Genomic DNA, 21,766 nt, shown 5'->3' on the forward strand with positions numbered 1-21,766 from the left:
GCCTCGCTCACAGCCGGAAGAAGCCGCGCCGCGCGAACAGCGGTGCGGAGATGCTGGCGACCAGCAGCGGATCGCAATGCAATTCCTCGACGCGCCGCACCTCGTTGCTCGAGCCCATGATCAGCGGCACGCGCTGGTGCAGGCTCTGCGCCGATAGCTCGAGGATGCGCTCGCGCCCGGTCGTGGCGGAGCCGCCAGCCTGTTCGACGATCATGGCCATCGGGTGCGCCTCGTAGGTGAGGCGCAGGCGACCGTCGCCATAGCCGGGGCGCGCGTCTGAGGGATAGAGGAACACCCCCCCGCGGGTGAGGATTCGGTAGGCCTCAGCGACCAGCGAGCCGATCCACCGCATGTTGAAATCGTGGTTGGCGGGCCCTTCGACGCCGGCAAGACATTCGTCGACGAAGGCGCGGACCGGCGAATCCCAGTGGCGGCGGTTCGACGCATTGATTGCGAATTCTTCGCACGTCTCGGAGATCTGCACGGCGCTGCGCGCGAGGCGAAAGCAGCCCGCCCTGCGATCGAGCGTGAAGATGTCGACGCCGTCGCCGAGCGTCAGCACCAATGAGGTCTGCGGCCCGTAGGTGACGAACCCCGCAGCAAGCTGCGCCGAGCCGCGCTGATGGAAGGCGAGAGTGAGATCATCCGGGGCGGGCAGGATCGAGAAGATCGTGCCGACGGTCATGTTGATGTCGATGTTGGAGGAGCCGTCGAGCGGATCAATCGCGACGCAGATTTTTGCCTCGCGGTCGCCGATTTGCGGCTCGCGCATCTCCTCCGACGCGAGCGCTGCGATCGGCAATCTGCTGAGACAGCGGCGCAGGATCGCATCCGCCTGGAGGTCGAGGTCGCGCTGGAGATCGCCGTCGCTGTTGCGGCCGGTGGTCAGTCCCGATGCGTCCGCGAAATCGCCGGTGGCGACGAGGTCGGCGATCTCGATCGCCGCCGCCGCGATGGCGTCGACTGCGGCTGCCACGGCCAGCGCATGCGGCGCCGTCTCGGAATACCGTTGAAGGTGGTCGTCCAACCTGAGTTGCCCGGTCATCTGCGTCCATCCCCTTGCGGGCGCCGCATCCAGTTCCCTCCCCGCTGGAGGTCGGTGCGGTCGGTCCCAACACGAGGAGATTGACAGGGGTGGCTTAATAAGGAAAATTTCTATTCATAATGAGTGCCAAAGAATTTTCTTATAATGGCCCAGGCCACGCGGCGGCCCAGCTCCGGCATCTGACGATCCGGCAGCTCCGCTCGCTTGCGGCGCTCTCGGCGAAGGGCAGCGTCACCGCGGCCTCGAGCCAGCTCGGCCTGACCCAGCCAGCCGTCACCCAGCAGCTCCGGCAGCTTCAGGACCTCGCCGGCCTGCCGCTGGTGCAGCGGACCGGTGACGGCATGCTGCTGACGGAGGCTGGCAAGGAGGTGCTGGCGCTCGCCGAGCGCGTCGAGGCCGCGATCATGGATTGCCAGGGCGCGCTCGATCTGCTCGCTGGACGGACCGGCGGCACGGTGCATCTCGGCGCGGTCTCGACCGCAAAGTATTTCGTGCCGCATGCGATCGCGGCGTTCTCGAAGCGCTATCCCAAGATCGAGATCAAGCTCACGATCGGCAATCGCGAGGAGATCCGCGAGGCCATGCACGGCTACGATCTCGATTTCGCCGTGATGGGTCGGCCACCGGCCGACGTCAGCGTCGACGTGCGTCAGCTCGGGCGCAATCCGCACATCATCGTCGCGCGCAAGGGACACTGGCTGGGGAAGGATTCCGGCCTCAACCTGACCGACCTCGTGCACGAGACCTTCCTCACCCGCGAGCCGGGGTCAGGCACGCGCACGCTGATGGAAGGCATGTTCCAGAGATCCGATCTCGAGCCGATCATCGGCATGGAGATGAGCAGCAACGAGACCATCAAGCAGGCCGTCATCGCCGGGCTCGGCATCGCCTTCATCTCGGCCCACACGGTGGCGCATGAGCTCGCCGAAGGCCGCCTCATCGTGCTCGATGTCGCCGGTTTGCCGATCGTCCGGCAATGGTACGTGATCCGCCGCAGCGACAAGGTGCTGCTGCCACCGGCGCAGGCGATGTTCGATTTCCTGGGCTCCGAGGGCTCGAACTATTTGCCCGACGTGCCCGAGTTCGGCGGGCAATAGCCCACCGATATTCAGCCCATCAGCTTCATGGCAACTGTTGCCGCCAGAATGACGATGATCTGGAGCAGACGCTCCGTCGTGAAGATGCGGTTGAAGGTGGTCATCGCTGGTCCCGGCCGACGTAGGAGATCTCGATCGGTCGATTGCTAGCACACGCGGGCGCCGAGATAACTCCGTAGTCGCCACGGATCCTGCCGGCGCGCCGAAACATGTGATCGCTTGGAACCCGACAAGTTTCGAACGATTCAAATCATCCTGCGCGGAATGGCAGCACGGTCGCTGTGTTCATCAAACGGCACGGCGGCCGGGGACGACCGCCGCGCCACAGCCCTTCGCGCCATCGCAGGACGCGCGCACCGGGACGGTCGGCTATTTCGCCAACAGCACCTCCGTCGCCACCAAGTCGAACACGCCCATCGTCAACATCCCGCAATCGCTTTCCGTCATCACCCAGCAGCAGATCCGCGACCAGAATTACCAGGGCTTGACCGATGTCACGCGCTACGTCCCGAGCGTCGCCGTCCACCAGGGCGAGGGCAATCGCGACGAACTCGTCATCCGCGGCGTCGATTCCAGCGCGAACTTCTTCGTCAACGGTTTTCGCGATGACGTGCAGTACTTCCGCGACTTGTACAACGCGCAGAGCATCGAGGTGCTGAAGGGCCCGAGCGCGCTGACCTTCGGCCGCGGCGCCGGCGGCGGCGTGCTCAACCGCACCCTCAGGGAGGCCGACGGCACCCGCATCTATGAAGCCACCGCGCAGACGGGATCGTGGGGCGACCGCCGCGTCACGCTCGACGCGGGACAAGCGATCAACGAGAACGTCGCGGCGCGGCTGAACGTGTTCTACGAGGGCAGCGATGCGTTCCGCGACTTCAATCATCTCGAGCGCTACGGCATCAACCCGACCGTCACCCTGAAGCCGGACGATTTCACCAAGATCAAGCTGTCTTACGAATATTACCTCGACGGCCGCACCGCAGATCGCGGCAATCCCTCGCAGAGCCTTCCCGGTGGCGTCACGCGCTTCAATCCAACGACGCCGGTTGCGCCGAACGGAAACCTTCAGACGTTCTTCGGCAGCCCCAGCCTCAATACCGCGCAAGCGACGGTGCAGACCGGCATGGCGATCATCGAGCACGATTTCCAGAACGGACTCTCGGTGCGCAACGGCACGATCGCGGCCGACTACCAGAAGTTCTACCAGAACGTCTATCCCACGGGCGGGCCGCTCGCCGGTGCCGTCAATCCGGCCGACACCGCAGTCAATCTCGGCGCCTATCAGCACACGACCAACCGCGACAACGTCTTCAGCCAGACCGACTTCACCTACAAGGGCTGGACCGGGCCGATCGCGCACACTGTGGGCTTCGGCACCGAGTTCGGCCGCCAGACCGGCGTCGATATCCGCAACACCGGCGTCTTCCCGAACGGCACCAACACCATCGTGCAGAACCCGTTCGCGCCGACCTATTTCGGGCCGGTCAACTTCGTCCACCACTTCACCGGCACCAACACCGATGGCGTCACGACACCGGATTCGAACAGTAAATATGCGCTGAACGTCGAGTCCGGCTACCTGCGCGACACCATCGAGTTCTCGCGCGCGCTCCAGCTCATCGTGGGCACGCGGTTCGACCGCTTCGAGATGTCGGCGCTGGACATGAACACCAACCTCAACCGCAATCGCACCGACAATCTGGTGTCGCCGCAGGCGGCCGTGATCCTCAAGCCGATGCAGAGCATGTCGGTCTACACCGCCTACAGCATCTCGTACCTGCCCGCCTCCGGCGACCAGTTCTCCTCGCTCAACGACGGCACGCTGATCCTTCAGCCGCAGAAGTTCGAGAATACCGAGGTCGGCATGAAGTGGAACATCAATCCGATGTGGGCGGCCGCGCTCGGCATCATCTATTTCGGCGATTCCTTTGCATCGTCGGATGACACGGTGAGACTGCCGAGCTCGTGCGCTTCGATGCCGGCGTCTACGCGACGATCGACGCCAACTGGCGCGCGCAGCTCACGGTCGAGAACATCTTCAACCGCGGCTATTGGGCGTCCGCCGACGGCAACAACAACATCTCGCCCGGCCAGGGCCGCACAGTGAGGGTCCAGGCGAGCTACCGGTTCTGACGGCTAGGGCGCGAACGTCTGCGTCCCATCGCGTGTCATTCGCGCTATTCGTCATCGATACGAATGCCTGCGATGGTTAACGATCAGGCAGCGAGCGGGGCGGCGTAATCCGCGCGTGCGGCAAAATAGGCTTCCAGCTCCGACAGCGCCCGCGCTTCCCACTCGCTCGCCTGCTCCAGCAGCGACCAGCTCTGGCCCGGGCGGAATGCAGCGGTCTGGCGATAGAGCGATGCGATGCCGCGATAGCGGCGCACGTTCTCAAAGATAGCGTGACCGTTCATGTTCAAAAACTCCCTCGTCATTCCCGGGGGAGAAATTGCGGCCAAATCTTTTTCGAAAAGTTAGCGGCGCGCACCAAGCTCGCGGATGGTTGCCGGACTGTTGCGCCGGTGCAACGCGCCGCTTCCGCGCGAAGCGGATTTATTGCGAATTCGTTGCCGTGCTCTCGCCCGAAGGCTTGAGTCCACCGCGGCTGATCATTGCCATCGTCTCGCGGCAGAGATCGGCAAGGCCGATCAAGAGCACCGCGAGCAGGCAGAACAGGTTGATGGAATCCGCGCCCGCGCTGGAGAGCGGCATGAACTGGAAGAACGGCGGGATGAACGCCCACCACACCAGCGGAACGGTGAGCAGCGCGGCGAACGCCGCCGCCGGCGCGCCCGCGACGATTCCGAGCACGAACAGGCTGGGCAGGAACGCCGCGAAATAGAGCTTTGCGCCGAGCGCGACGCAGACGCCTTGAAGCGCGGCCGACATGGCGACGACGACAAATCCGAGCAGAAACGCCTGCCACGACCATGGCCGTACTCGCGGTACGCCAACCAGTCCCGCACGCCTCATCAGCCTCCCCCTGCCGCCCGTTAACCGGGCTCGCTTGCGACCAAAGTACTACAGCGGTGCGGAAACCGCGAGGCGGAAATTGCACCGTCCAGGGCTCCGTATTCGAGGCTGGTAAACGGCCGCAGCGCACCACCGCCCATCTCCGGCCGTCGCCTGCACCCGGCCGAAGCCGGATGCATGCGGTCGTGGCCGCTTCGTCGAGCCGAAGCCCGTGCGCGGCCTAGTACGCACCAACCTTCCCGGCGCAGGCAGACCCATTCGGACCATAGACGGGGTCGTTCAGCAGCATGTCGATCTCGTTCCGCCAGACGGGCGGCACTTCGGCTACTTTGTCGTCGAGACGCATGATCGGCACGGCATCCGTGCCGTAGAGGTAGTCCAGCCACATCTTGAACCAGAGAAAGGCGTTATTTCCGTTCGCGTGGGTCTGGTAGCACTGATACATCTCGACCCAGCTAAATCCGGCGATCGGATAAGCACCCTGCGTGATCGGATTCGGAACGAGACCCTCGATGCTCCACTGCAGGGGATTGCCGCGCTCCGCCGCGCTGAAGTGCGGGATCGCCGTGGCCATCGTGACGTAACCGCCCTGTATGGTCGGAGGCTGGAATGCCCCCGTGGCCGCGGTGAGGTCCCATTGCGACTGCAGGTTCGCCGTTCTGGGTCCGGTCAGGTCGATCGGCGCCAGGAACTCCAGATTGGCATAACCGATCGCACCATTGGTCGAGTTCACCAGCGCGACGACTCCGCTGTTGCCGCTGGCGCTGGCGAAGCTGCTGCCAACCGGACCCACAATGGCCCTGCCGCACTGATCGGCAGGAAATTGATCCGGCCAGTTCGACAGGCTGGCACCGGTCGGCAAGGGTAGAGCCGTGCAAGCAGTCGAATGATCGGTCCACGGATAAGCGTAGGACACGAGCGTCGGGTCGGCCTCGCTCGCGGGGCCGAATTCGTAGCGGCACTGCTCCGTCATCGCGTTGGAGAGCAGGAAGGAGGCCTGAGAGCTGTCCGAGCGATGGACGAAGGTGATCTGGCCGGTGCCGAGAACGACGCCATTATTGTTCACAGTCAGCAGCGGATTATTCCACTTGGTGACATGTCCGGACACGATGCCGCACAACGCCTTGCGCGAGAGATTGAGGCCACTGGTTCCCTCCAACGGCGCCACGGGGAGGATATTCAGAACAGCGCCCGTGCCATCCTTGCCGTTGAACCCGATCCCGACGGCGCGAACCAGCGTCGGAATCTAGATGACGTTGCCGAAGCGTGCAGGATTGCCAGCCGCATTCCACGCCGCGATGTCGGCGGGCGTGAGCACGTCGTCGCTGAAGGCGAACTGGACGCCGTCGTAATCGGAGATCTTGTTCACAGCAATGGTTGAATCGGCATAAGTGACCGCGCCCGACGCCGGCACGCCGATATCGGCAACACGATTGGTGCGCAGAACCAGCTTGCCGTTGCCCGTCGACGTCGGAGCGTAGAGTACCAGACCGCCGTAACCACTGCTGTTGAATGCGGGACAATGCGGCGCTTTTGGTGTTTTGGGAGGCGTCCCCAGGCTGCCTTGCGCCTGATTGTACTTGCAGTCCATCAGGTGACGATACAAAAGCTGAGAGAGCGACGCGCCGGCGCCGAATGCGTAGGATTGCGCCTGCGCGGCGTTCGTAGTGAGGCCCGTGCAGATCAATGCAGCAGAGGCGCACAAGATCGATTTCCTCATCCCTGTTCTCCGTTGTCGTTAATTTCGCCTCCGGCACCGCCGCAGGACGAACGCGCCATTCGGGCGCCGACAACAACCTAAGGATGCTGCGTGAAGGACATGATACTATATCATAAAACATACCATAACTAAGTTGTGAGCCTGCGTTCGCGCCGCAATTGACGCGTGTTTTCCGAACGATGGGAATACCGCGCCACTCTGCCGCAGCGGACCTGTCGTCGAGCTGTCACGTCGCATCTTCGCTCTCTTTCACCATAGAGAGCCCCGCTCGGAACAGCGCGCGATCCGATCACAGTGGTTACTCTGTCGCCGCATAGAGCAAGCCCGCGACGGGCAGAGCAAGGCCAATGGCCGACGCCAGCGTCCAGCCGCCTTGCGCGAAGGCCCAGGCGCCGACCGCAGAGCCGGCAGCGCCGGCGGCGAAGAACGTCGCCATATAGAGGCCGTTGAGACGGCTGCGGTGCTCATGCCCGAGCAAGAAAATGGCGCGGAAGCCGAGCACGACGTTACCCTGGACACCGATATCGATGGCGATCGCGGCCACGACCAGGCAGGCGAGATTGAGCATCGAGCCGGCCGCACCGATATAGGTCACCAGGAAGCCGGCGGCCGCGAGCAGCATGGCGACCAGCGTTGCGATGCGGCTATGGCCGCGGTCGGCGAGCCGTCCCGCGATTGGCGCAGCGAACACGCCGGCGACACCGGCGAGCGCGAACAGCGCGATGCCGCGCTGGGAGAAGCCGAATTCGCTGGCGAGTTGGAGTGGCGCCACCGTCCAGAACAGGGTGAAAGCGCCGAACAGGCTCGCCTGATAGAGCGCGCGGCGCCGGAGCAGCGGCGTGGTCCGGGCCAGATGCGGCATCGACAGCAGCAGCGTGCCGTAATGCATGCGCGCGACCGGCTTGCGCTTCGGCAGCGTCGTCCACAGCACCGCCGCGAGCACGATCATCAGCGCGGCGGAGATGAAGAACACCGCGTGCCATGACAGCGCTGCCGTGACGAAGCTCGACACCGGTCGCGCCAGCATGATGCCGAGCATCAATCCGGTCGAGACGTTGCCGACGACGCGGCCGCGAATGGCTTCCGGCGCAAGGTGCGCCGCGTAGGGAATGATGATCTGCACGGCGACCGAGCCGAGGCCGATGAACAGCGCGGCGATCAGGAACGGCAGCGCGTGGGTGGCGAACGCGGCGGCCAGCAGCGAAGCCGCGCCGAGCGTGATGACGGAGCAGATCAGCGCGCGGTTCTCGACGAGGTCGCCGAGCGGCACGATGAAGAGAAGCCCCACGCCGTAGCCGATCTGCGTCATGGTGACGATCAGTCCGGCCGCCGCATGCGAGAGGCCGAGCGCGGCGCTGATCGGGGCGATCAGCGGCTGGGCGTAGTAGATGTTGGCGGCGACCATGCCACAGGCCGCGGCAAGCACGAAGGTCAGTCGCGGCGACACCGCATCCGGCCCGGGCGAGGTCTCGATCGTGGCATTCATCGTCATTCCAACAGACTCCAGATATCGGGAATGATCATTCCCTAATATGACACAAATTCAGGCGAGCAGCTTCATCGCGACGCCGACCAAGCGCTCGCCGTCGAGCGGCAGGCGCGCCTTGCCGACGACACGCATTCCCTGCGTGATGCAGATCATCAGCCGCGAGGTGTCGTCGGTCGCAACATGGGCGGGAATCGAACCATCGGCCTGGCCCTCGCGAATGAGGCCGGCGATGAAGGTCTCGTTGGTCTCGAGCTGGGCGTTGACGCGGGCGCGGACGTCCGGATCGAGCGCGGCAAGCTCGACCGCGCCGCCGACCACGATGCAGCCGCGACGGCCCTCGATCCCCTGGGAGTGCTCAACATAGGACAGCAACACATGGCGCAGTCGCTCGCGACCGTTGGTGCCGCGCGCGGCCGCGCTGCGGGTCTGCTCCCGGCGCACCGCGGCATAGCGCTCGAACGCGGCCAGGAACACGGCCTGCTTGTCGCGAAACGCCTTGTAGACGCTGCCGGTGGCAAGCCGCATCGCGGCGGTCAGGTCGCCGATCGAGGTGGCATGATAGCCGCGCTCGCAAAATACGCGTACGGCGCGGTCGAGCGCGGTGTCCATGTCGAATTCCCGGGGACGGCCGGGTGGACGGGCGGCAGGCTGGGGACGGCGCGCGACTTTTTGCATTGCGGGATAATAGGGAATGATTGTTCCCAAATCAAGCCACGTGGTTGTGAATGGGGGACGGGCGGGATGAGGGATGTATCGCGCAACGTCCAGCTCTCGTCGCGGCTCTGCAGCGCACTGGGGCACGAGGGCGAAATCGGCGCACCACTATCTCCCCATCGTCATTGCGAGCGCAGCGAAGCAATCCAGACCGTCACTGCGGAAAGACTCTGGATTGCTTCGCTGCGCTCGCAATGACGGAGTGTGAGGCATCGGCGTCGTCTTCCAAGTGCCACTGTCATTCCCCGCGAGAGCGGGGAATCCAGTACGCCGCGGCCTCTCGGCTCAATCACAGCCGTCTCTGGAATGCTGGATCGCCCGGTCAAGCCGGGCGATGACAGCGAGTGCTGCAGACGCACCATCACCTTCTCGCGGCGCATTTCGCCCGAGCTTTGCTTTGACGTTCCACCCTCGAAGCCAAGAGGGCGCAGGGAAGGCCGGGTGCTGACCTCGCACCCGCGGTCCGCTGCGCGAAAGGTAGCGCAAGGAAACCGCGCAGCAGCATACAGGTGGTGCCAATCACTCGGCCTTCCCTGCGCGATGGTTGGACGGCTTATGCCGTGCTCTCCCGGGAGCCGAATTCCCTATGGCCTCCCTCACGCCTGCGAAAGTCACCAGCAGCGCGCCGGTTGACGCGACTGCCGCATCCGCAAAGCATTTGACCGTAGCGACGACGGCCAGGACCACACGGTTTTGCCGTACCCACGGCCCGCCATTTCGCCGCAGTTTTTCCAGCCCTGTCGACGGAGCCGGAAACTTGCAGACGAGACGAACCTGACAGCGCCGCTCATCCGGCACGAGGCCTTAGGGCTCACGGAGAGCAATCCGCCCTGCCCAACACCTCTCGCGCCCGACGCTGCCGCGTCCACCGCAAGCCCGGCTCGCGAAACGTGACGACACAAGATCGCCCCTCTTGGTGAGCCGGGATGGGCGACACATACGTCATTCCCGAATTTCGGTAAAGCGGAATATTTTTACGCAAGCAGGTTGACAGCAAGGCGAAACACCCGGGCACGCCACCGTCATTCCGGAGCGCGGCGAAGCGGCGAGCTGTGCTGCGCATTGCCCCGGAATGACGGAGGGAAGAGTGCCACCCCTTCGGCCGCACCCGAACGCGACTTACCAAGCTGCCGAAACCGGCTCGTTGAAGAACATCGTCTGATCGCGCGCAGCCACGCGTGATGGCTGGCGTCGACGGTGCCGCTCCGCGACGCGCTTGGTCGGAATGGCCGGCGCCGCCTGCTTCGGTGCCGCGACAGGCTGCGTCACCATCGCAAGAGCCTGGCGCGGGTTCTTCTGCTCGACCACTGCCGCGGGGACGGCAGGTGCAGGGGCCGGCGTAACCGCCACATCCCTGGTCAGCGGAATTTGCCGCACGCTGGTATCGAACACGATCTTCTCGGGCCAGGTTTGCGCCGAATGAATGCGAGCAATCGACCGGTTCGGCTCTGCCGGAGCGGCGGCGCTCACGGGAGCGGCCATGTATCGATCTACGAGAAGTAGAAGGGCGAGCAGAGCGCCGCCGATGAAGACGAAGTAGCGGATGAGCGGCATGAATTCCCCGATCCCCTCGATGCCGAGGTCTCTGCGGCAACGGGAAAGAATGGCAATCGTTCCGCTGAGGCATCGAGCAACCTCGCCGGGCAAGAACCCGGCGCGCTGGCACTCTCCTTGCTGCTCGTCCGCCAATCCCTCAGACCCGCAGTGGGTCTGTTTCATAGTGAGGCGATCCTATGCAATCGACGTCCCGTTTCGAAGCGACCATCCCGACACAGCTCCACGTCCTGATCTCCGATCTGCGTTGGCGCACGCAAATGCTCGACGCCGACATTCAGGAGGAAGAGCGCAGGGCCGGAATCTCCGATCCAAACAACCTCGCCTACCCGATGCTCGCGCAGAACCTGAGAGCCCGGCGCGACAATATCCAGGTGAGCATCGCAATCCTGGAAAGCCGCATCGAGAAGCGATCAACCGGGTGGCCGAGCGCCGCCTGACGCGGATCGTGCCGGGCCCGACCAGGCAACGCGACGGCATCTACAGAAGGGCGCGGGCGATGGGCGATAGCCCTGTCCGCGCCGGCCAAAACGCTGGAACCCGCGTTGCCCTTTTGCAACGGTTCCCCACCGTCTGAAGCCGGACAAAAGAAACTCCCATTCCAGCCACGAACCCCGCTCACAACGCCGTGAGACTAGCAGGGGAACTACGATGCGTGCACAGCGCGTTTGGAAAGTGAATGGGGCCGCCAGCATCGGGCAGCTCCAATCGAGACTGGACGACCTCAACAAGCGTCTCGGTCAGCTCGAAAGCCAGCATCCGGCGAGCTGGAGGCTCGAAGAACTGAGATCCAGCGCGCTGAGCCTGTCACGCGAGATCGACGACATCCGCTGCGCCGAGGCGACGGCGGCCTTGAGCGAGCTCTTGCGGAAGTAGAGCGTCGGGCGATTCGAGCGACGCGCGGGGAACCAACCTTCCTCGCCGCCATTGCCATGCAGAGCATGGAGCAAAATCATGACCAGGCACCTGACGCGAGCCCATCTCGCGCGCGGGGTGGCCGGCGCGGTGTCCACGCTGGTCCTGTGCGCGACGGCGGCATTCACCATCGCGCACCATTTCGCGCTGTGAGGGATTTCGCATGACGTCCGATCCCGAGGAGTCGGTGAGGCTGCAGGGTTTTGGCGAGATGACGTTGCGCACCGCCGTCGCTACACTGATGGCGCTCGCACCGCGCGAGCGATCCGACGCCGCCATCTTCCGCGTCCGCGACGGCGTGCGTTTGGCTTCGAGCGAGATCGCCGAACTCGCCTCGGACTGGGGCATGACACCGATGGCTGAAGTCAGGTCTCCGAGCCTCGTCCCGGACCAGCACTGGCCGGACATCGTTCGCGGCATGGTGCGCGAGGCGCCACTGCCGGCACTGATGGTGGCGTTCCTGGTGGGCGTGCTGGTGGCGCGGCGGTAGTCTACTGACCTACTGTCCAGCATCGGACCATCGGCCGGCGAATGTAGAGCCATGCCGCCGCGGCAGATGCCCCTGCCCAGCCAAATCGGCCGTGGACCCGCCCCGAAAATCGTTGCAAAAAGGCGCTCCCGAGGCTCTGGCGGCCGGTCCGCCAAGCCTCTGGAAAACGTCGACTTTTGGAAGAATGGTCGGAGTGGCAGGATTCGAACCTGCGACCCCTGCGTCCCGAACGCAGTGCTCTACCGGGCTGAGCCACACTCCGACAAGAAGGCGGCTTATAGCGTCGGGTTTGACGCACCGCAAGCGGCCGGCATGAGGAATTTTGTCCCTGTGAAAACGGGTCTTGAAACGCTGATTTTACCGGCCGGCCAGGCCGGCGCGGAAGCTGCCGCCCGGGTTTTGGCCGCCGGCGGCCTGGTCGCGTTCCCGACCGAGACGGTCTACGGGCTCGGCGCGGACGCCGCCAATGCCACCGCGGTCGCCCATATCTACAGCGCCAAGGGGCGGCCGGCCTTCAATCCGCTGATCGCCCATGTCGCCGACCTCTCAGCCGCGCGCCGGATCGGACGGTTCGACGCGCGTGCGTTGAGGCTTGCGGAAGCGTTCTGGCCGGGCCCCCTGACGCTGGTGGTGCCGAAGACGGACAACTGTCCGGTGGCTGAGTTGGCCACCGCCGGGCTCGACACGGTCGCGATCCGCATTCCCGCCCATCCGGTGGCGGAGGCGATCCTGCGCGCCTTCGGCGGGGCCGTGGTGGCGCCGTCCGCCAACATCTCCGGCCATGTCTCGCCGACGCTTGCGGCCCATGTCGAAAGCGACCTTGCCGGGCGGATCGACCTGATCGTGGACGGCGGGCCTGTTACGGTCGGCGTCGAATCGACCATCGTCGGCTGCTTCGATGCCCCGATGCTGCTGCGCCCCGGCGGGCTGTCCCGCGAGCGGATCGAGGCCGAACTCGGCGCAGCCTTGGCGCGGCCGCCCGTGGAGGCCGAGAGCGACGACAGCCAGCCGCTGGCGCCGGGCATGCTGGCCTCGCATTACGCGCCGCGCGCCAGTGTGCGGCTCAATGCGCGCGATGTGGCCGCGGGCGAAGCGCTGCTGGCGTTCGGCCCCGATCGCCTGCCGGGCCTGGAGGCCGCCGCCGCTGTCATGAATTTGTCGCCCGCGGCTGATCTCGATGAAGCCGCCACCAATCTGTTCGGCTATCTTCGCGCCCTCGATGCGAAGAGCCCGCGAGCGATCGCGGTGATGGCGGTGCCGGAAGAAGGACTTGGCGAGGCCATCAACGACCGGCTGCGCCGGGCCGCGGTCGCGCGATAGCGCATGGTCCGGAAAAGTGTGCAGCGGTTTTCCGATAAGATCATGCGCAAGAGATAAGAGCGAAGAAGAGACAAGAGCATGAACGTCAATAAATCTGCCACCCCGCCGCTTGCGCCCGAGCTGATCGAACAATTCCGCAAGATCGTCGGCGACCGCCAAGCCATCACCGACGCGGCCGACATCGAGGCTTACGTCACCGAGGAGCGCAACCTGTTTCACGGCCGCTCGCCGCTGGTGCTGCGCCCGGGCTCGACGGCGGAAGTCTCTGACATCTGCAAGCTCGCCTCCGCGCACAGAATCGCGCTGGTGCCACAGGGCGGCAACACCGGGCTCGTCGGCGGCCAGACGCCCCACAACGGCGAAGTGGTGGTGTCGCTGCGCCGGCTCGACAAGATCCGCGAAGTCGACACCGCCTCCAACACCATGACCTGCGAGGCCGGCGTCGTGCTCCAGGTCGCGCAGCAGAAGGCAGCCGACGTGGACCGGCTGTTTCCGCTTTCGCTCGGCGCGGAAGGAAGCTGCACCATCGGCGGCAATCTTTCGACCAATGCCGGCGGCACCGCCGCGCTCGCCTATGGCGTCGCGCGCGAGATGGCGCTGGGGCTCGAGGTGGTGCTGGCCGACGGTCGCGTGCTCAACGTGTTGTCGAAGCTGAAGAAGGACAACACCGGCTACAATCTGCACAACCTCTTCATCGGCGCGGAAGGCACGCTCGGCATCATCACCGCGGCCACGCTCAAGCTGTTTCCGAAGCCGCGGGCGGTCGAGACCGCCTTCGTCGGGCTGAAATCGCCGGCGGCGGCGCTGAAGCTGCTGACGATCGCGCAGGGCGAAGCCGCGAACGCGCTGACGAGCTTCGAGCTGCTGTCGGAGATGGCGGTCGACTTCTCGGTCCGCCACGGCATCGACGTGCGCGATCCGCTCGAAGCAAAACATCCCTGGTACGTGCTGATGGAATTGTCCTCCCCCGGCGACGACGCCCGCACGTCGCTGGAGACGATCCTGACCCGCGCCATGGAGGACGAGATCGTCGACGACGCCGTGATCGCGGCCAACCTCACCCAGCGCAACGGCTTCTGGAAGCTGCGCGAGGAGATGTCGTCGGCGCAGAAGCCGGAGGGCGGCTCGATCAAGCATGACATTTCTGTGCCGGTCGCCGCCGTGCCCGCCTTCATCGACGAAGCCAATGCCGCCGTCGTGAAACTGATCCCCGGCGCGCGGCCGGTGCCGTTCGGCCATCTCGGCGACGGCAATCTGCATTACAATGTCAGCGAGCCGATCGGCGCCAACACCGCGGATTACCTGGCGCGCTGGCACGAGATGAACGCGGTCGTGTTCGAGATCGTGCTGCGCATGGGCGGCTCGATCTCGGCCGAGCACGGCATCGGCGTGCTCAAGCGCGACGAACTGCCCGAGGTGAAGGACAGGACCGCGATCGAGCTGATGCGCGCGATCAAGGCGATGCTGGATCCGCAGGGCATCATGAATCCGGGGAAGGTGCTGTGAGCGTCTCCCTTACGATCGATGCGATCACCGACACTGATGTCGAGCCCGTCGTCGCGCTGTGGCAGCGCTGCGGCCTGACGCGGCCCTGGAACGACCCGCATGCCGACATCGCGCTGGCGCGTCGGCGCGACAATTCCACCGTGCTGATCGGCCGCGATGGCGGCGCGATCGTCGCCACCGCCATGGTCGGCCATGACGGCCATCGCGGCTGGGTCTATTACGTCGCGGTCGATCCCGATGGGCGCAAACGCGGCTATGGCCGCGTCATCATGGCCGCGGTCGAGGACTGGCTGCGGCAGGCCGGCATTTTGAAGCTGCAGCTCCTGGTCCGGCGCGAGAACGCGCAAGCCAATGCGTTCTACCAGTCGCTGGGTTTCGAGGAATCGACCTCGGTGATGTTCCAGAAGTGGCTCGACGGCCGCGCCTCCACGTAGATCCCAGCTGGAAGAAAATCATGACCATTTCCGACCGCGTCCGCATCAAGGACGTCCGCGTGCTCTCGGACGGCTGGACCACGCTGAAGACCACGACGTTCGAGTACCAGCGCGCCAATGGCGAGTGGCAGACGCAGCACCGGGAAACCTATGAGCGGGACAACGCCGCCGCCGTGCTGCCGTACAACCGCGCGCGGCGTACGGTGATCCTGGTACGCCAGTTCCGCCTGCCGGCCTTTATCCGCGGCTACGACGATCTCCTGATCGAAGCCGCCGCCGGCGTACTCGACGACGCCTCCCCCGAGGTGCGCATCCGCGCCGAGGCCGAGGAAGAGACCGGCTATCGCCTGCACCACGTCCACAAGGTGTTCGAGGCCTTCATGAGCCCCGGCGCCATCACCGAGAAGCTGCATTTCTTCGTCGCCGAATACGAGCCGGAGATGCGGGTCAGCGACGGCGGCGGCCTCGAGCACGAAGGCGAAGACATCGAGGTGCTGGAGCTCGGCATCGACGAGGCCTTGGCGATGATCGCGGACGGACGCATCATCGACGCCAAGGCGATCATGCTGCTGCAATACGCGGCGCTGCATATTTTCAGGTGACGCGTAAGCTGCCCTCTTCCCTTCTCCCCTTGTGGGAGAAGGTGGCATAGGCGGCCTACGGCCGCCGTTCTTAAGAACGCCGAAGCAAAGCTTCGGCTATGGCGCCGGATGAGGGGTATCTCTCCGCGAACTCCTGGGAGAGTTGGACTCGCGGAAACATACCCCTCACCCGTCTCGCCGCTTGCGCGGCGAGCCACCCTCTCCCACAAGGGGAGAGGGTAAGACGGCGCAAGCGGCTCTCTCAAGCCTGCAATTCTGTCCTGCGCGGCCGCTCTCCCCGTTGAGCAACCCCAAAACTATCTCTAGTCTGGTCCCAACCAAGAACCAGGAGACGCGCCCCATGTCCGCTCCGCGCGACGACGAATTCGGCTTTGCGCCCGACTACGACTCTCCCGTCCCCTATATGCAGCGCACGCGCGAATATTACACCGCGATCGGCTACACCACGCCGTATCGCTGGGCACATTACACCGAGGCGCCGTTCCAGCCGCTGAAGAAACCGCTGTCGCAATCGCGCGTGACGGTCATCACCACGGCTGCGCCTTACGATCCCACCAAGGGCGACCAGGGGCCGGGCGCGGCGTATAATGGCGGGGCCAAATTCTACCAGGTCTATGACGGCGACACCTCGAAGCAGCACGACCTGCGCATCTCGCACATCGGCTACGACCGCAAGCACACCACGGCGACCGACAACGGCACCTGGTTTCCGCTGCCGCAGCTTTTGAAGGCATCTGCCGCAGGCCGCATCGGCGAGGTGAGCCAGCGTTTCTTCGGCGCGCCAACCAACCGGAGCCATCGCGTCACGCTCGACACCGACGCGCCGGAAATCCTGGCGCGCTGCCTCGCCGACAAGGTCGATGTCGCCGTGCTGGTGCCGAACTGCCCGGTCTGCCACCAGACCACCGCGCTGGTGGCGCGGCATCTCGAAGCCAACGGCATTCCGACCGTGGTGATGGGCTGTGCCAAGGACATCATCGAGCATGCCGCGGTGCCGCGCTTCCTGTTCTCGGACTTCCCGCTCGGCAATTCCGCCGGCAGACCGCATGACGTCGCCTCGCAGGCGCAAACGCTCGGGCTGGCGCTGAAACTGCTGGAAAGCGCGAGCGGTCCGCAGACCACGATGCAGTCGCCGCTGCGCTGGAGCGAGGACGCCTCCTGGAAGCTCGACTACAACAACGTCGCACAGCTTTCGCCGGAGGAACTGGCGCGCCGCCGCGCCGAATTCGACAAGCAGAAGGAGATCGCGCGCGGCAACCGCGCCGCCTGACGTCCTCCGACAACAACAAACAATGGGGAGAGCGACGTGACGCGACCGTTCGAGGGTGTGAAGATTCTCGACTTCACGCAAGTGCTGGCCGGCCCCTATGCGAGCTACCAGCTTGCGCTGCTGGGGGCCGACGTGATCAAGGTCGAGCGGCGCGAGGGCGAGGACATGCGCCGCACGCCGCTCAGCCGCGAATGGGCCGAGCGCGGGATCGCGCCGGCGTTCCAGGCCATCAACGGCAACAAGCGCAGCCTGACGCTCGATTTGCAAAAGCCCGACGCCATCGCGATCGTGAAGAAGCTCGTGGCGCAAGTCGACGTCGTCATGGAGAACTTTCGCCCGGGCGTGATGGACAAGCTCGGGATCGGCTATGAGGCGCTCTCCGCGATCAATCCAAAGCTGATCTATTGCGCCGTGTCCGGCTTCGGCCAGACCGGCCCGGACCGCCTGCGGCCCGGCTATGACGGCAAGATGCAGGCGCTGTCGGGCATCATGGCGATCACGGGGCATCCCGAGACGGGGCCGACGCGCGCGGGCTTTGCGGTGTGCGACGTGCTTTCGGGCGCCACGGCCGCATTCGGCGTGTCGAGCGCGCTGTATCAGCGCGACCGCACCGGCAAGGGACAGCTCATTGATGTCTCGATGCTGGAGGCGACGATGGCGTTTCTCTCGGGACAGATCGCGGACTGGTCGGTCGCCGGCCATCGCCAGACACTTTCGGGCAACCAGGCCGTCAGCCGCAGGACCACGGCGAATCTGTTCAGATGCGGCGACGGCCACATCCTGCTCGCCGTCAACAACGAGAAGCAGTATCGCGCGCTGATGTCCGCGCTCGGCCGCGAGGACTCGCTGTCGGACCCGCGCTTCGCCGACTGGTTCGCGCGCAACGAGAACGAGGGCGCATTGCGCGCCATCATCGAGGAGGCTCTGGCGGCGAGGCCTGCGCGCGAGTGGGAGACAATCCTGGAAGATGCCGGCGCGCCCTGCGCCAGCATCTGGAAGGTCGAGGAGGTCATCGATCATCCGCAAATCCAGGCCCGCGGCGCAATCCAGGAGCTGGATACGCCCTACGGCCGCCTGCGCTTTGCCGGCAGCGGCTTCAAGCTCGCCCATGGCGGCGGCCGGCTGGACCGGATGGCGCCGGAATTGGGTGCGGATACGGATGCGGTGCTGGGTGAGCTGGGATTTGATGCAGCGGAGATCGCGGCGCTCAGGGCAAAAGAGATCGTGTGAGAGCGGTGCTACAAACTCCGCTGTCGTAGGGTGGGCAAAGCGAAGCGTGCCCACCATTGCTTATCGCGTAACCGGAGAGAAGGTGGGCACGGCGCTTTGCGCCTTTGCTCACCCTACGGCACCGCGGCTAGAACAACGACCCCTGCCCGTCATCTGACGAGCTAGCGGCAACTTTCCGGGCCGCCTTCTTCGGCTTCGCAGCCTCTGCCTCGGCCTCCATCTCCTCCACGCTGATCGGCAACACGAGCTGGTCGTCGTCATTGGCGACGCGGTTGACGCGGGTGGAGACCGGGTGCCAGGCGAATTCGCCGATGCGCGGGGCGGACATCAGCGGCAACACGGCGTCGACATCGTCGCCGCGACTGTCGAGCCAGCGCTCGAAATCGCGCGGGCTGATGGTGACGGGCACGCGGTCATGCAGGGCGGCGAGATCCTCGCCCGCCGCCGCCGTGACGATCGCGACGGTGTCGAGCTCCTCACCATTCGGCCCGACCCAGGTCTCGAATACCGCAGCAAAGCCGAGCGGCTGGCCATCGGCGCGGTGGATGAAGAAGGGCTGCTTGCGGCCGCCCTCTGCCTTCCATTCATAATAGCCGTCGGCCGGGATCAGGCCGCGGCGCCTCCGAATCGCGTTCTTGAAGGCGGGCTTTTCCAACACCGTCTCGGAGCGCGCGTTGATCAGGAGCGTAAATCCCTTGGGATCCTTGACCCAACTGGGCAACAATCCCCAGCGCATCAAGCGGAAATGGCGCGCGCCGTTCTCGAGCAGCACGACCGGAATCGGTTGTGTCGGCGCGACGTTGTACCGTGGCGGGAAATTCGGCTGCTCGATGTAGCCGAACAGTTGCCGTAAAGCCGCGGGGGCCGAAGTTATGACGAAGCGTCCACACATCCTTGGGTGCCTATATAGGGTCCGTTCAGGTCCTTTTAACCCCGAACGTTAACACTGCGGCAGATGAGCTCAACGGCCTCCAAACCCGCGCGGACACATGTACATACGGGACCCGAGGCCGCCGCCTGGGCCGAGCGGCTGCGCGTGGCCAATATCAACCCGCGAACCGGGCTTGCCACCGACTATCTCAACCATTTCAATGAAGCCGTGATGCTCCTGGAAATGGTCCCGGACATGCCGGAATGCGCCGAAGATTTTTTGACCTGGTCGCCGCTGTCCTATGCCGAACATTTCACCGCGTCGAATTTCAAGGCACGGGATCTGGCCATCGAAGCCTATGAGAAGGCCGATCCGAACGTGCGCGCCCAGTTCGACCACATCACTGATACCATGACCTCGATCCTGACAGCGGTCGGCTCGGCCATGCGCGAGGTCGAGAAGGACACGACCCGCGTCCGCCTCGCCGAGCAGGCCACGCTCTGGGTCAAGCCGCTGATCGCGGCCTGCGGCGGCATCATCAATGGCGGCGCGGAAGCCGACGTCGACACCATCATGGCGAATTGAGCCAAGGGTTGTTGAAGGGTTGTTGAAGATATGTCTGCGGTCATCCAGCCCACCCACCCCCAGATCGCAGTCAGCGCCGCCATCTTCCGCGACAGCAAGGTGCTTCTGACCCGCCGCGCCCGCTCGCCCGCCAAGGGGTTCTATTCGCTGCCGGGCGGCCGGGTCGAGTTCGGCGAATCGCTGCACCAGGCGCTGGCGCGCGAGGTCGACGAGGAGACCGGGCTCGCCATCGAGATCATTGGCCTCGCCGGCTGGCGCGAAGTGTTGCCGGCCGCAGCCGGCGCCGGCCATTACCTGATCATGTCCTTTGCCGCCCGCTGGGTGGCCAAGGAGCCGGCTCTCAACGACGAGCTCGACGATTACCGCTGGATCGCCCCCGACGCCCTGGCGAGCCTCGGCGACCTCAAGCTGACCGGGGGGCTGGAGGAGGTCATCCAGTCGGCCGCCCGGCTGATCGGGCCCTGACCGCCCCGTCTTGCGTCAGCCGCCCCGAGGGGGCATACACCCCGCCGATGTCCACGCGATTTCTGGCCATTTTTGCCCTGATTCTCGCCTGCGCCTCCGTGCCCACGAGGGCCCAGGACGTGGCGGCGCCGTTTGACGCCGATTTGCAGCGGCTGGCGGAGATTTTGGGTGGCCTGCATTACCTGCGCGGCATCTGCGGGTCCAACGAGGGCAACAAATGGCGCAACGAGATGCAGGCGCTGATCGATGCCGAAACCCCCTCGGGCGAGCGCCGCACCCGCATGATCGCCGGCTTCAACCGCGGCTATAACGGCTTCCAGCAGACCTACCGGAGCTGCACGCCGGCCGCGACGGTGGCGATCCGGCGCTATATCGAGGAAGGCTCGAAGATCTCGCGCGATCTCACGGCGCGTTACGCGAACTGAGCGCATCTCCTCATCCTGAGGAGCGCGCTCTTCGCGCGCGTCTCGAAGGATGCAAGGCCCCGCTGCCGCAGCACGGCCTCTATGGTTCGAGACGGCGCTAACGCGCCTCCTCACCATGAGGGTCGAACCTTCGAACGCGCATCCGGAACCCTGTCATCGACTTTGTTCACAGCCGTTAACCGTTCCTAAAGATGTGGCCTAGCGGGCGTTAATACGCGTGCTACACCTTTCGCACAGCGCATCGCCGTGGATCGCGCCCCAGCCCTGATCGAGTTTCATGAGCCATCCAGTGTCCTACGCCCCCGCACGCGCGCCGCTGCCCGATCACGAGCAGAAACAGGCCGCGCTGAGCTATCTCAACGAGGCCTGGGCCGAAGCGCGCCATGATGGCGTCGACGGCGACTGCCTGGCGCAGGCCAGCCTGTTTGCGGCATTCGCCGAACTCGTCGGCACCTACGGCGAGGATGCGGTGGCGAAATTCGTCGAGGGCTTTCCGGGCCGCATCCGCAACGGCGAATTCTCGGTCACTCTCGCAAGGCAGTAAGCTTCTTGCGAAAAATGACCCCGCCATACGGGCGGGGCCAGTCTACGGATGAATGACTTGGCGAACGGGATTTGGCGAACTGGTTCGCGAAGTCTGCCGCGTTTATCGCACGGAAGCCGCCTCCCCCGGACAAGCATTAGTCTCGCGATGACCGGGAGATATTCCCGCCACGATTGGGAATGCACTCCCTCCTCGTTCACGGCTCGACCTTGAGCGTCGCTTTCATGTTGGGATGATAGCGGCAGTAATAATCGACTGTTCCCGCCTTCTTCAGAACTGACATCACCGACTTCTTCGGTGGCAGCATCACGTCGAAATCGCCGCTCTTCGCCGTGGCGGTGTGCGCGAACACGTCCTTGTTGATCCATTCGATGGTGTCACCGACCTTCGCGGACGTTTCGGCCGGCGAGACCACGAGATTTTCCATTGTGATCTGAATGGTCGCGGCGCGCGCCGGGACGACGATCGACAGCAAGACGACCGCAAGCGCGATCGAAGCGAGGCGTCCCGGCTTCAT

The 21,766-nt window shown here is 64.9% G+C and carries 25 protein-coding genes and 1 tRNA gene; 15 read left to right on the forward strand and 11 right to left on the reverse strand.

Annotated features, from left to right (window positions below):
- Positions 1 to 7 precede the first annotated feature (7 nt).
- Complete coding sequence (locus OWC48_RS20020) at positions 8 to 1,045, reverse strand: class 1 fructose-bisphosphatase (protein ID WP_282521497.1); 1,038 nt, start codon at positions 1,043 to 1,045, stop codon at positions 8 to 10.
- A gap of 119 nt (positions 1,046 to 1,164) precedes the next feature.
- Here OWC48_RS20020 and OWC48_RS20025 point away from each other — a divergent pair, with 119 nt between their 5' ends.
- Together OWC48_RS20025 and OWC48_RS47185 are read left to right on the forward strand one after the other, a co-directional pair.
- Positions 1,165 to 2,142: a LysR family transcriptional regulator gene (locus tag OWC48_RS20025; protein ID WP_282521498.1), complete on the forward strand. Its 978-nt coding sequence runs from the start codon at positions 1,165 to 1,167 to the stop codon at positions 2,140 to 2,142.
- 211 nt (positions 2,143 to 2,353) lie between these two features.
- On the forward strand, positions 2,354 to 4,249 hold the full coding sequence (locus OWC48_RS47185; RefSeq protein WP_368860667.1) for a TonB-dependent receptor: 1,896 nt from the start codon (positions 2,354 to 2,356) through the stop codon (positions 4,247 to 4,249).
- A gap of 109 nt (positions 4,250 to 4,358) precedes the next feature.
- Here OWC48_RS47185 and OWC48_RS20040 read toward each other — a convergent pair whose 3' ends face one another.
- The 7 genes from OWC48_RS20040 to OWC48_RS20065 all read right to left on the reverse strand — a co-directional run bounded on the left by OWC48_RS20040 (position 4,359) and on the right by OWC48_RS20065 (position 10,757).
- Positions 4,359 to 4,556: a hypothetical protein gene (locus OWC48_RS20040; RefSeq protein WP_404979798.1), complete on the reverse strand. Its 198-nt coding sequence runs from the start codon at positions 4,554 to 4,556 to the stop codon at positions 4,359 to 4,361.
- Between the two features lie 139 nt (positions 4,557 to 4,695).
- Positions 4,696 to 5,115, reverse strand: a complete 420-nt coding sequence (locus tag OWC48_RS20045) for a DUF4118 domain-containing protein (protein ID WP_071916093.1) — start codon at positions 5,113 to 5,115, stop codon at positions 4,696 to 4,698.
- 220 nt (positions 5,116 to 5,335) lie between these two features.
- A complete protein-coding gene (locus OWC48_RS47190; RefSeq protein ID WP_368860668.1) occupies positions 5,336 to 6,283 on the reverse strand; it encodes a substrate-binding domain-containing protein in 948 nt (315 codons plus the stop codon).
- A gap of 78 nt (positions 6,284 to 6,361) precedes the next feature.
- On the reverse strand, positions 6,362 to 6,835 hold the full coding sequence (locus OWC48_RS47195; RefSeq protein WP_368860669.1) for a hypothetical protein: 474 nt from the start codon (positions 6,833 to 6,835) through the stop codon (positions 6,362 to 6,364).
- A gap of 298 nt (positions 6,836 to 7,133) precedes the next feature.
- Positions 7,134 to 8,327 carry an MFS transporter gene (locus OWC48_RS20055; RefSeq protein WP_282521501.1) on the reverse strand — a complete coding sequence of 398 codons (1,194 nt, stop codon included), beginning with the start codon at positions 8,325 to 8,327 and terminating at the stop codon, positions 7,134 to 7,136.
- 51 nt (positions 8,328 to 8,378) lie between these two features.
- Positions 8,379 to 8,999, reverse strand: a complete 621-nt coding sequence (locus OWC48_RS20060; protein WP_404979801.1) for a TetR/AcrR family transcriptional regulator — start codon at positions 8,997 to 8,999, stop codon at positions 8,379 to 8,381.
- A 1,158-nt stretch (positions 9,000 to 10,157) separates the two neighbouring features.
- On the reverse strand, positions 10,158 to 10,757 hold the full coding sequence (locus OWC48_RS20065) for a hypothetical protein (RefSeq protein WP_282521503.1): 600 nt from the start codon (positions 10,755 to 10,757) through the stop codon (positions 10,158 to 10,160).
- Positions 10,758 to 10,852: 95 nt separating this feature from the next.
- On the opposite strand from OWC48_RS20065, the gene OWC48_RS20070 reads away from it, so the two are divergent.
- From OWC48_RS20070 to OWC48_RS20080, 3 genes are all read left to right on the forward strand, one after another.
- Positions 10,853 to 11,032, forward strand: a complete 180-nt coding sequence (locus OWC48_RS20070) for a hypothetical protein (RefSeq protein ID WP_282521504.1) — start codon at positions 10,853 to 10,855, stop codon at positions 11,030 to 11,032.
- 211 nt (positions 11,033 to 11,243) lie between these two features.
- Positions 11,244 to 11,468, forward strand: coding sequence for a hypothetical protein (locus OWC48_RS20075; protein ID WP_071916099.1), 225 nt, complete (start codon positions 11,244 to 11,246; stop codon positions 11,466 to 11,468).
- 202 nt (positions 11,469 to 11,670) lie between these two features.
- Positions 11,671 to 11,997 (forward strand): hypothetical protein, encoded by a 327-nt coding sequence (locus OWC48_RS20080; protein WP_028154397.1) that lies wholly within the window; start codon positions 11,671 to 11,673, stop codon positions 11,995 to 11,997.
- Between the two features lie 185 nt (positions 11,998 to 12,182).
- Here the strand turns inward: OWC48_RS20080 and OWC48_RS20085 are convergent.
- Positions 12,183 to 12,259: transfer RNA gene (locus OWC48_RS20085), tRNA-Pro, on the reverse strand.
- Between the two features lie 68 nt (positions 12,260 to 12,327).
- On the opposite strand from OWC48_RS20085, the gene OWC48_RS20090 reads away from it, so the two are divergent.
- From OWC48_RS20090 to OWC48_RS20115, 6 genes are all read left to right on the forward strand, one after another.
- Positions 12,328 to 13,317 (forward strand): L-threonylcarbamoyladenylate synthase, encoded by a 990-nt coding sequence (locus OWC48_RS20090; RefSeq protein WP_282521505.1) that lies wholly within the window; start codon positions 12,328 to 12,330, stop codon positions 13,315 to 13,317.
- 78 nt (positions 13,318 to 13,395) lie between these two features.
- Positions 13,396 to 14,823 (forward strand): FAD-binding oxidoreductase, encoded by a 1,428-nt coding sequence (locus tag OWC48_RS20095; protein WP_282521506.1) that lies wholly within the window; start codon positions 13,396 to 13,398, stop codon positions 14,821 to 14,823.
- A complete protein-coding gene (locus OWC48_RS20100) occupies positions 14,820 to 15,257 on the forward strand; it encodes a GNAT family acetyltransferase (protein WP_282521507.1) in 438 nt (145 codons plus the stop codon). Before OWC48_RS20095 ends, OWC48_RS20100 begins: the two co-directional genes overlap by 4 nt.
- Before the next feature lie 20 nt (positions 15,258 to 15,277).
- Positions 15,278 to 15,859, forward strand: coding sequence for an NUDIX domain-containing protein (locus OWC48_RS20105; protein WP_282521508.1), 582 nt, complete (start codon positions 15,278 to 15,280; stop codon positions 15,857 to 15,859).
- 340 nt (positions 15,860 to 16,199) lie between these two features.
- Positions 16,200 to 17,129, forward strand: coding sequence for a glycine/sarcosine/betaine reductase selenoprotein B family protein (locus OWC48_RS20110; RefSeq protein WP_282521509.1), 930 nt, complete (start codon positions 16,200 to 16,202; stop codon positions 17,127 to 17,129).
- Positions 17,130 to 17,165: 36 nt separating this feature from the next.
- Positions 17,166 to 18,359: a CoA transferase gene (locus tag OWC48_RS20115; RefSeq protein ID WP_282521510.1), complete on the forward strand. Its 1,194-nt coding sequence runs from the start codon at positions 17,166 to 17,168 to the stop codon at positions 18,357 to 18,359.
- Between the two features lie 127 nt (positions 18,360 to 18,486).
- Here the strand turns inward: OWC48_RS20115 and OWC48_RS20120 are convergent, their stop codons facing one another.
- The gene (locus tag OWC48_RS20120; RefSeq protein WP_282521511.1) at positions 18,487 to 19,251 is read right to left on the reverse strand and encodes an SOS response-associated peptidase; all 765 of its coding nucleotides are present in this window, start codon (positions 19,249 to 19,251) and stop codon (positions 18,487 to 18,489) included.
- Between the two features lie 63 nt (positions 19,252 to 19,314).
- On the opposite strand from OWC48_RS20120, the gene OWC48_RS20125 reads away from it, so the two are divergent.
- From OWC48_RS20125 to OWC48_RS20140, 4 genes are all read left to right on the forward strand, one after another.
- The gene (locus tag OWC48_RS20125) at positions 19,315 to 19,815 is read left to right on the forward strand and encodes a hypothetical protein (protein ID WP_282521512.1); all 501 of its coding nucleotides are present in this window, start codon (positions 19,315 to 19,317) and stop codon (positions 19,813 to 19,815) included.
- 30 nt (positions 19,816 to 19,845) lie between these two features.
- Positions 19,846 to 20,280 carry an NUDIX hydrolase gene (locus OWC48_RS20130; RefSeq protein WP_282521513.1) on the forward strand — a complete coding sequence of 145 codons (435 nt, stop codon included), beginning with the start codon at positions 19,846 to 19,848 and terminating at the stop codon, positions 20,278 to 20,280.
- 47 nt (positions 20,281 to 20,327) lie between these two features.
- Positions 20,328 to 20,705 (forward strand): TIGR02301 family protein, encoded by a 378-nt coding sequence (locus OWC48_RS20135; RefSeq protein ID WP_014497304.1) that lies wholly within the window; start codon positions 20,328 to 20,330, stop codon positions 20,703 to 20,705.
- A gap of 277 nt (positions 20,706 to 20,982) precedes the next feature.
- A complete protein-coding gene (locus tag OWC48_RS20140; RefSeq protein WP_282521514.1) occupies positions 20,983 to 21,249 on the forward strand; it encodes a hypothetical protein in 267 nt (88 codons plus the stop codon).
- Between the two features lie 196 nt (positions 21,250 to 21,445).
- Here the strand turns inward: OWC48_RS20140 and OWC48_RS20145 are convergent, their stop codons facing one another.
- Entirely contained in the window at positions 21,446 to 21,766 is a 321-nt protein-coding gene (locus OWC48_RS20145; protein ID WP_282521515.1) for a cupredoxin family copper-binding protein, read from the reverse strand.

It is taken from the genome of Bradyrhizobium sp. Arg816, from assembly GCF_029989365.1.
Classification (GTDB): Bacteria; Pseudomonadota; Alphaproteobacteria; order Rhizobiales; family Xanthobacteraceae; genus Bradyrhizobium.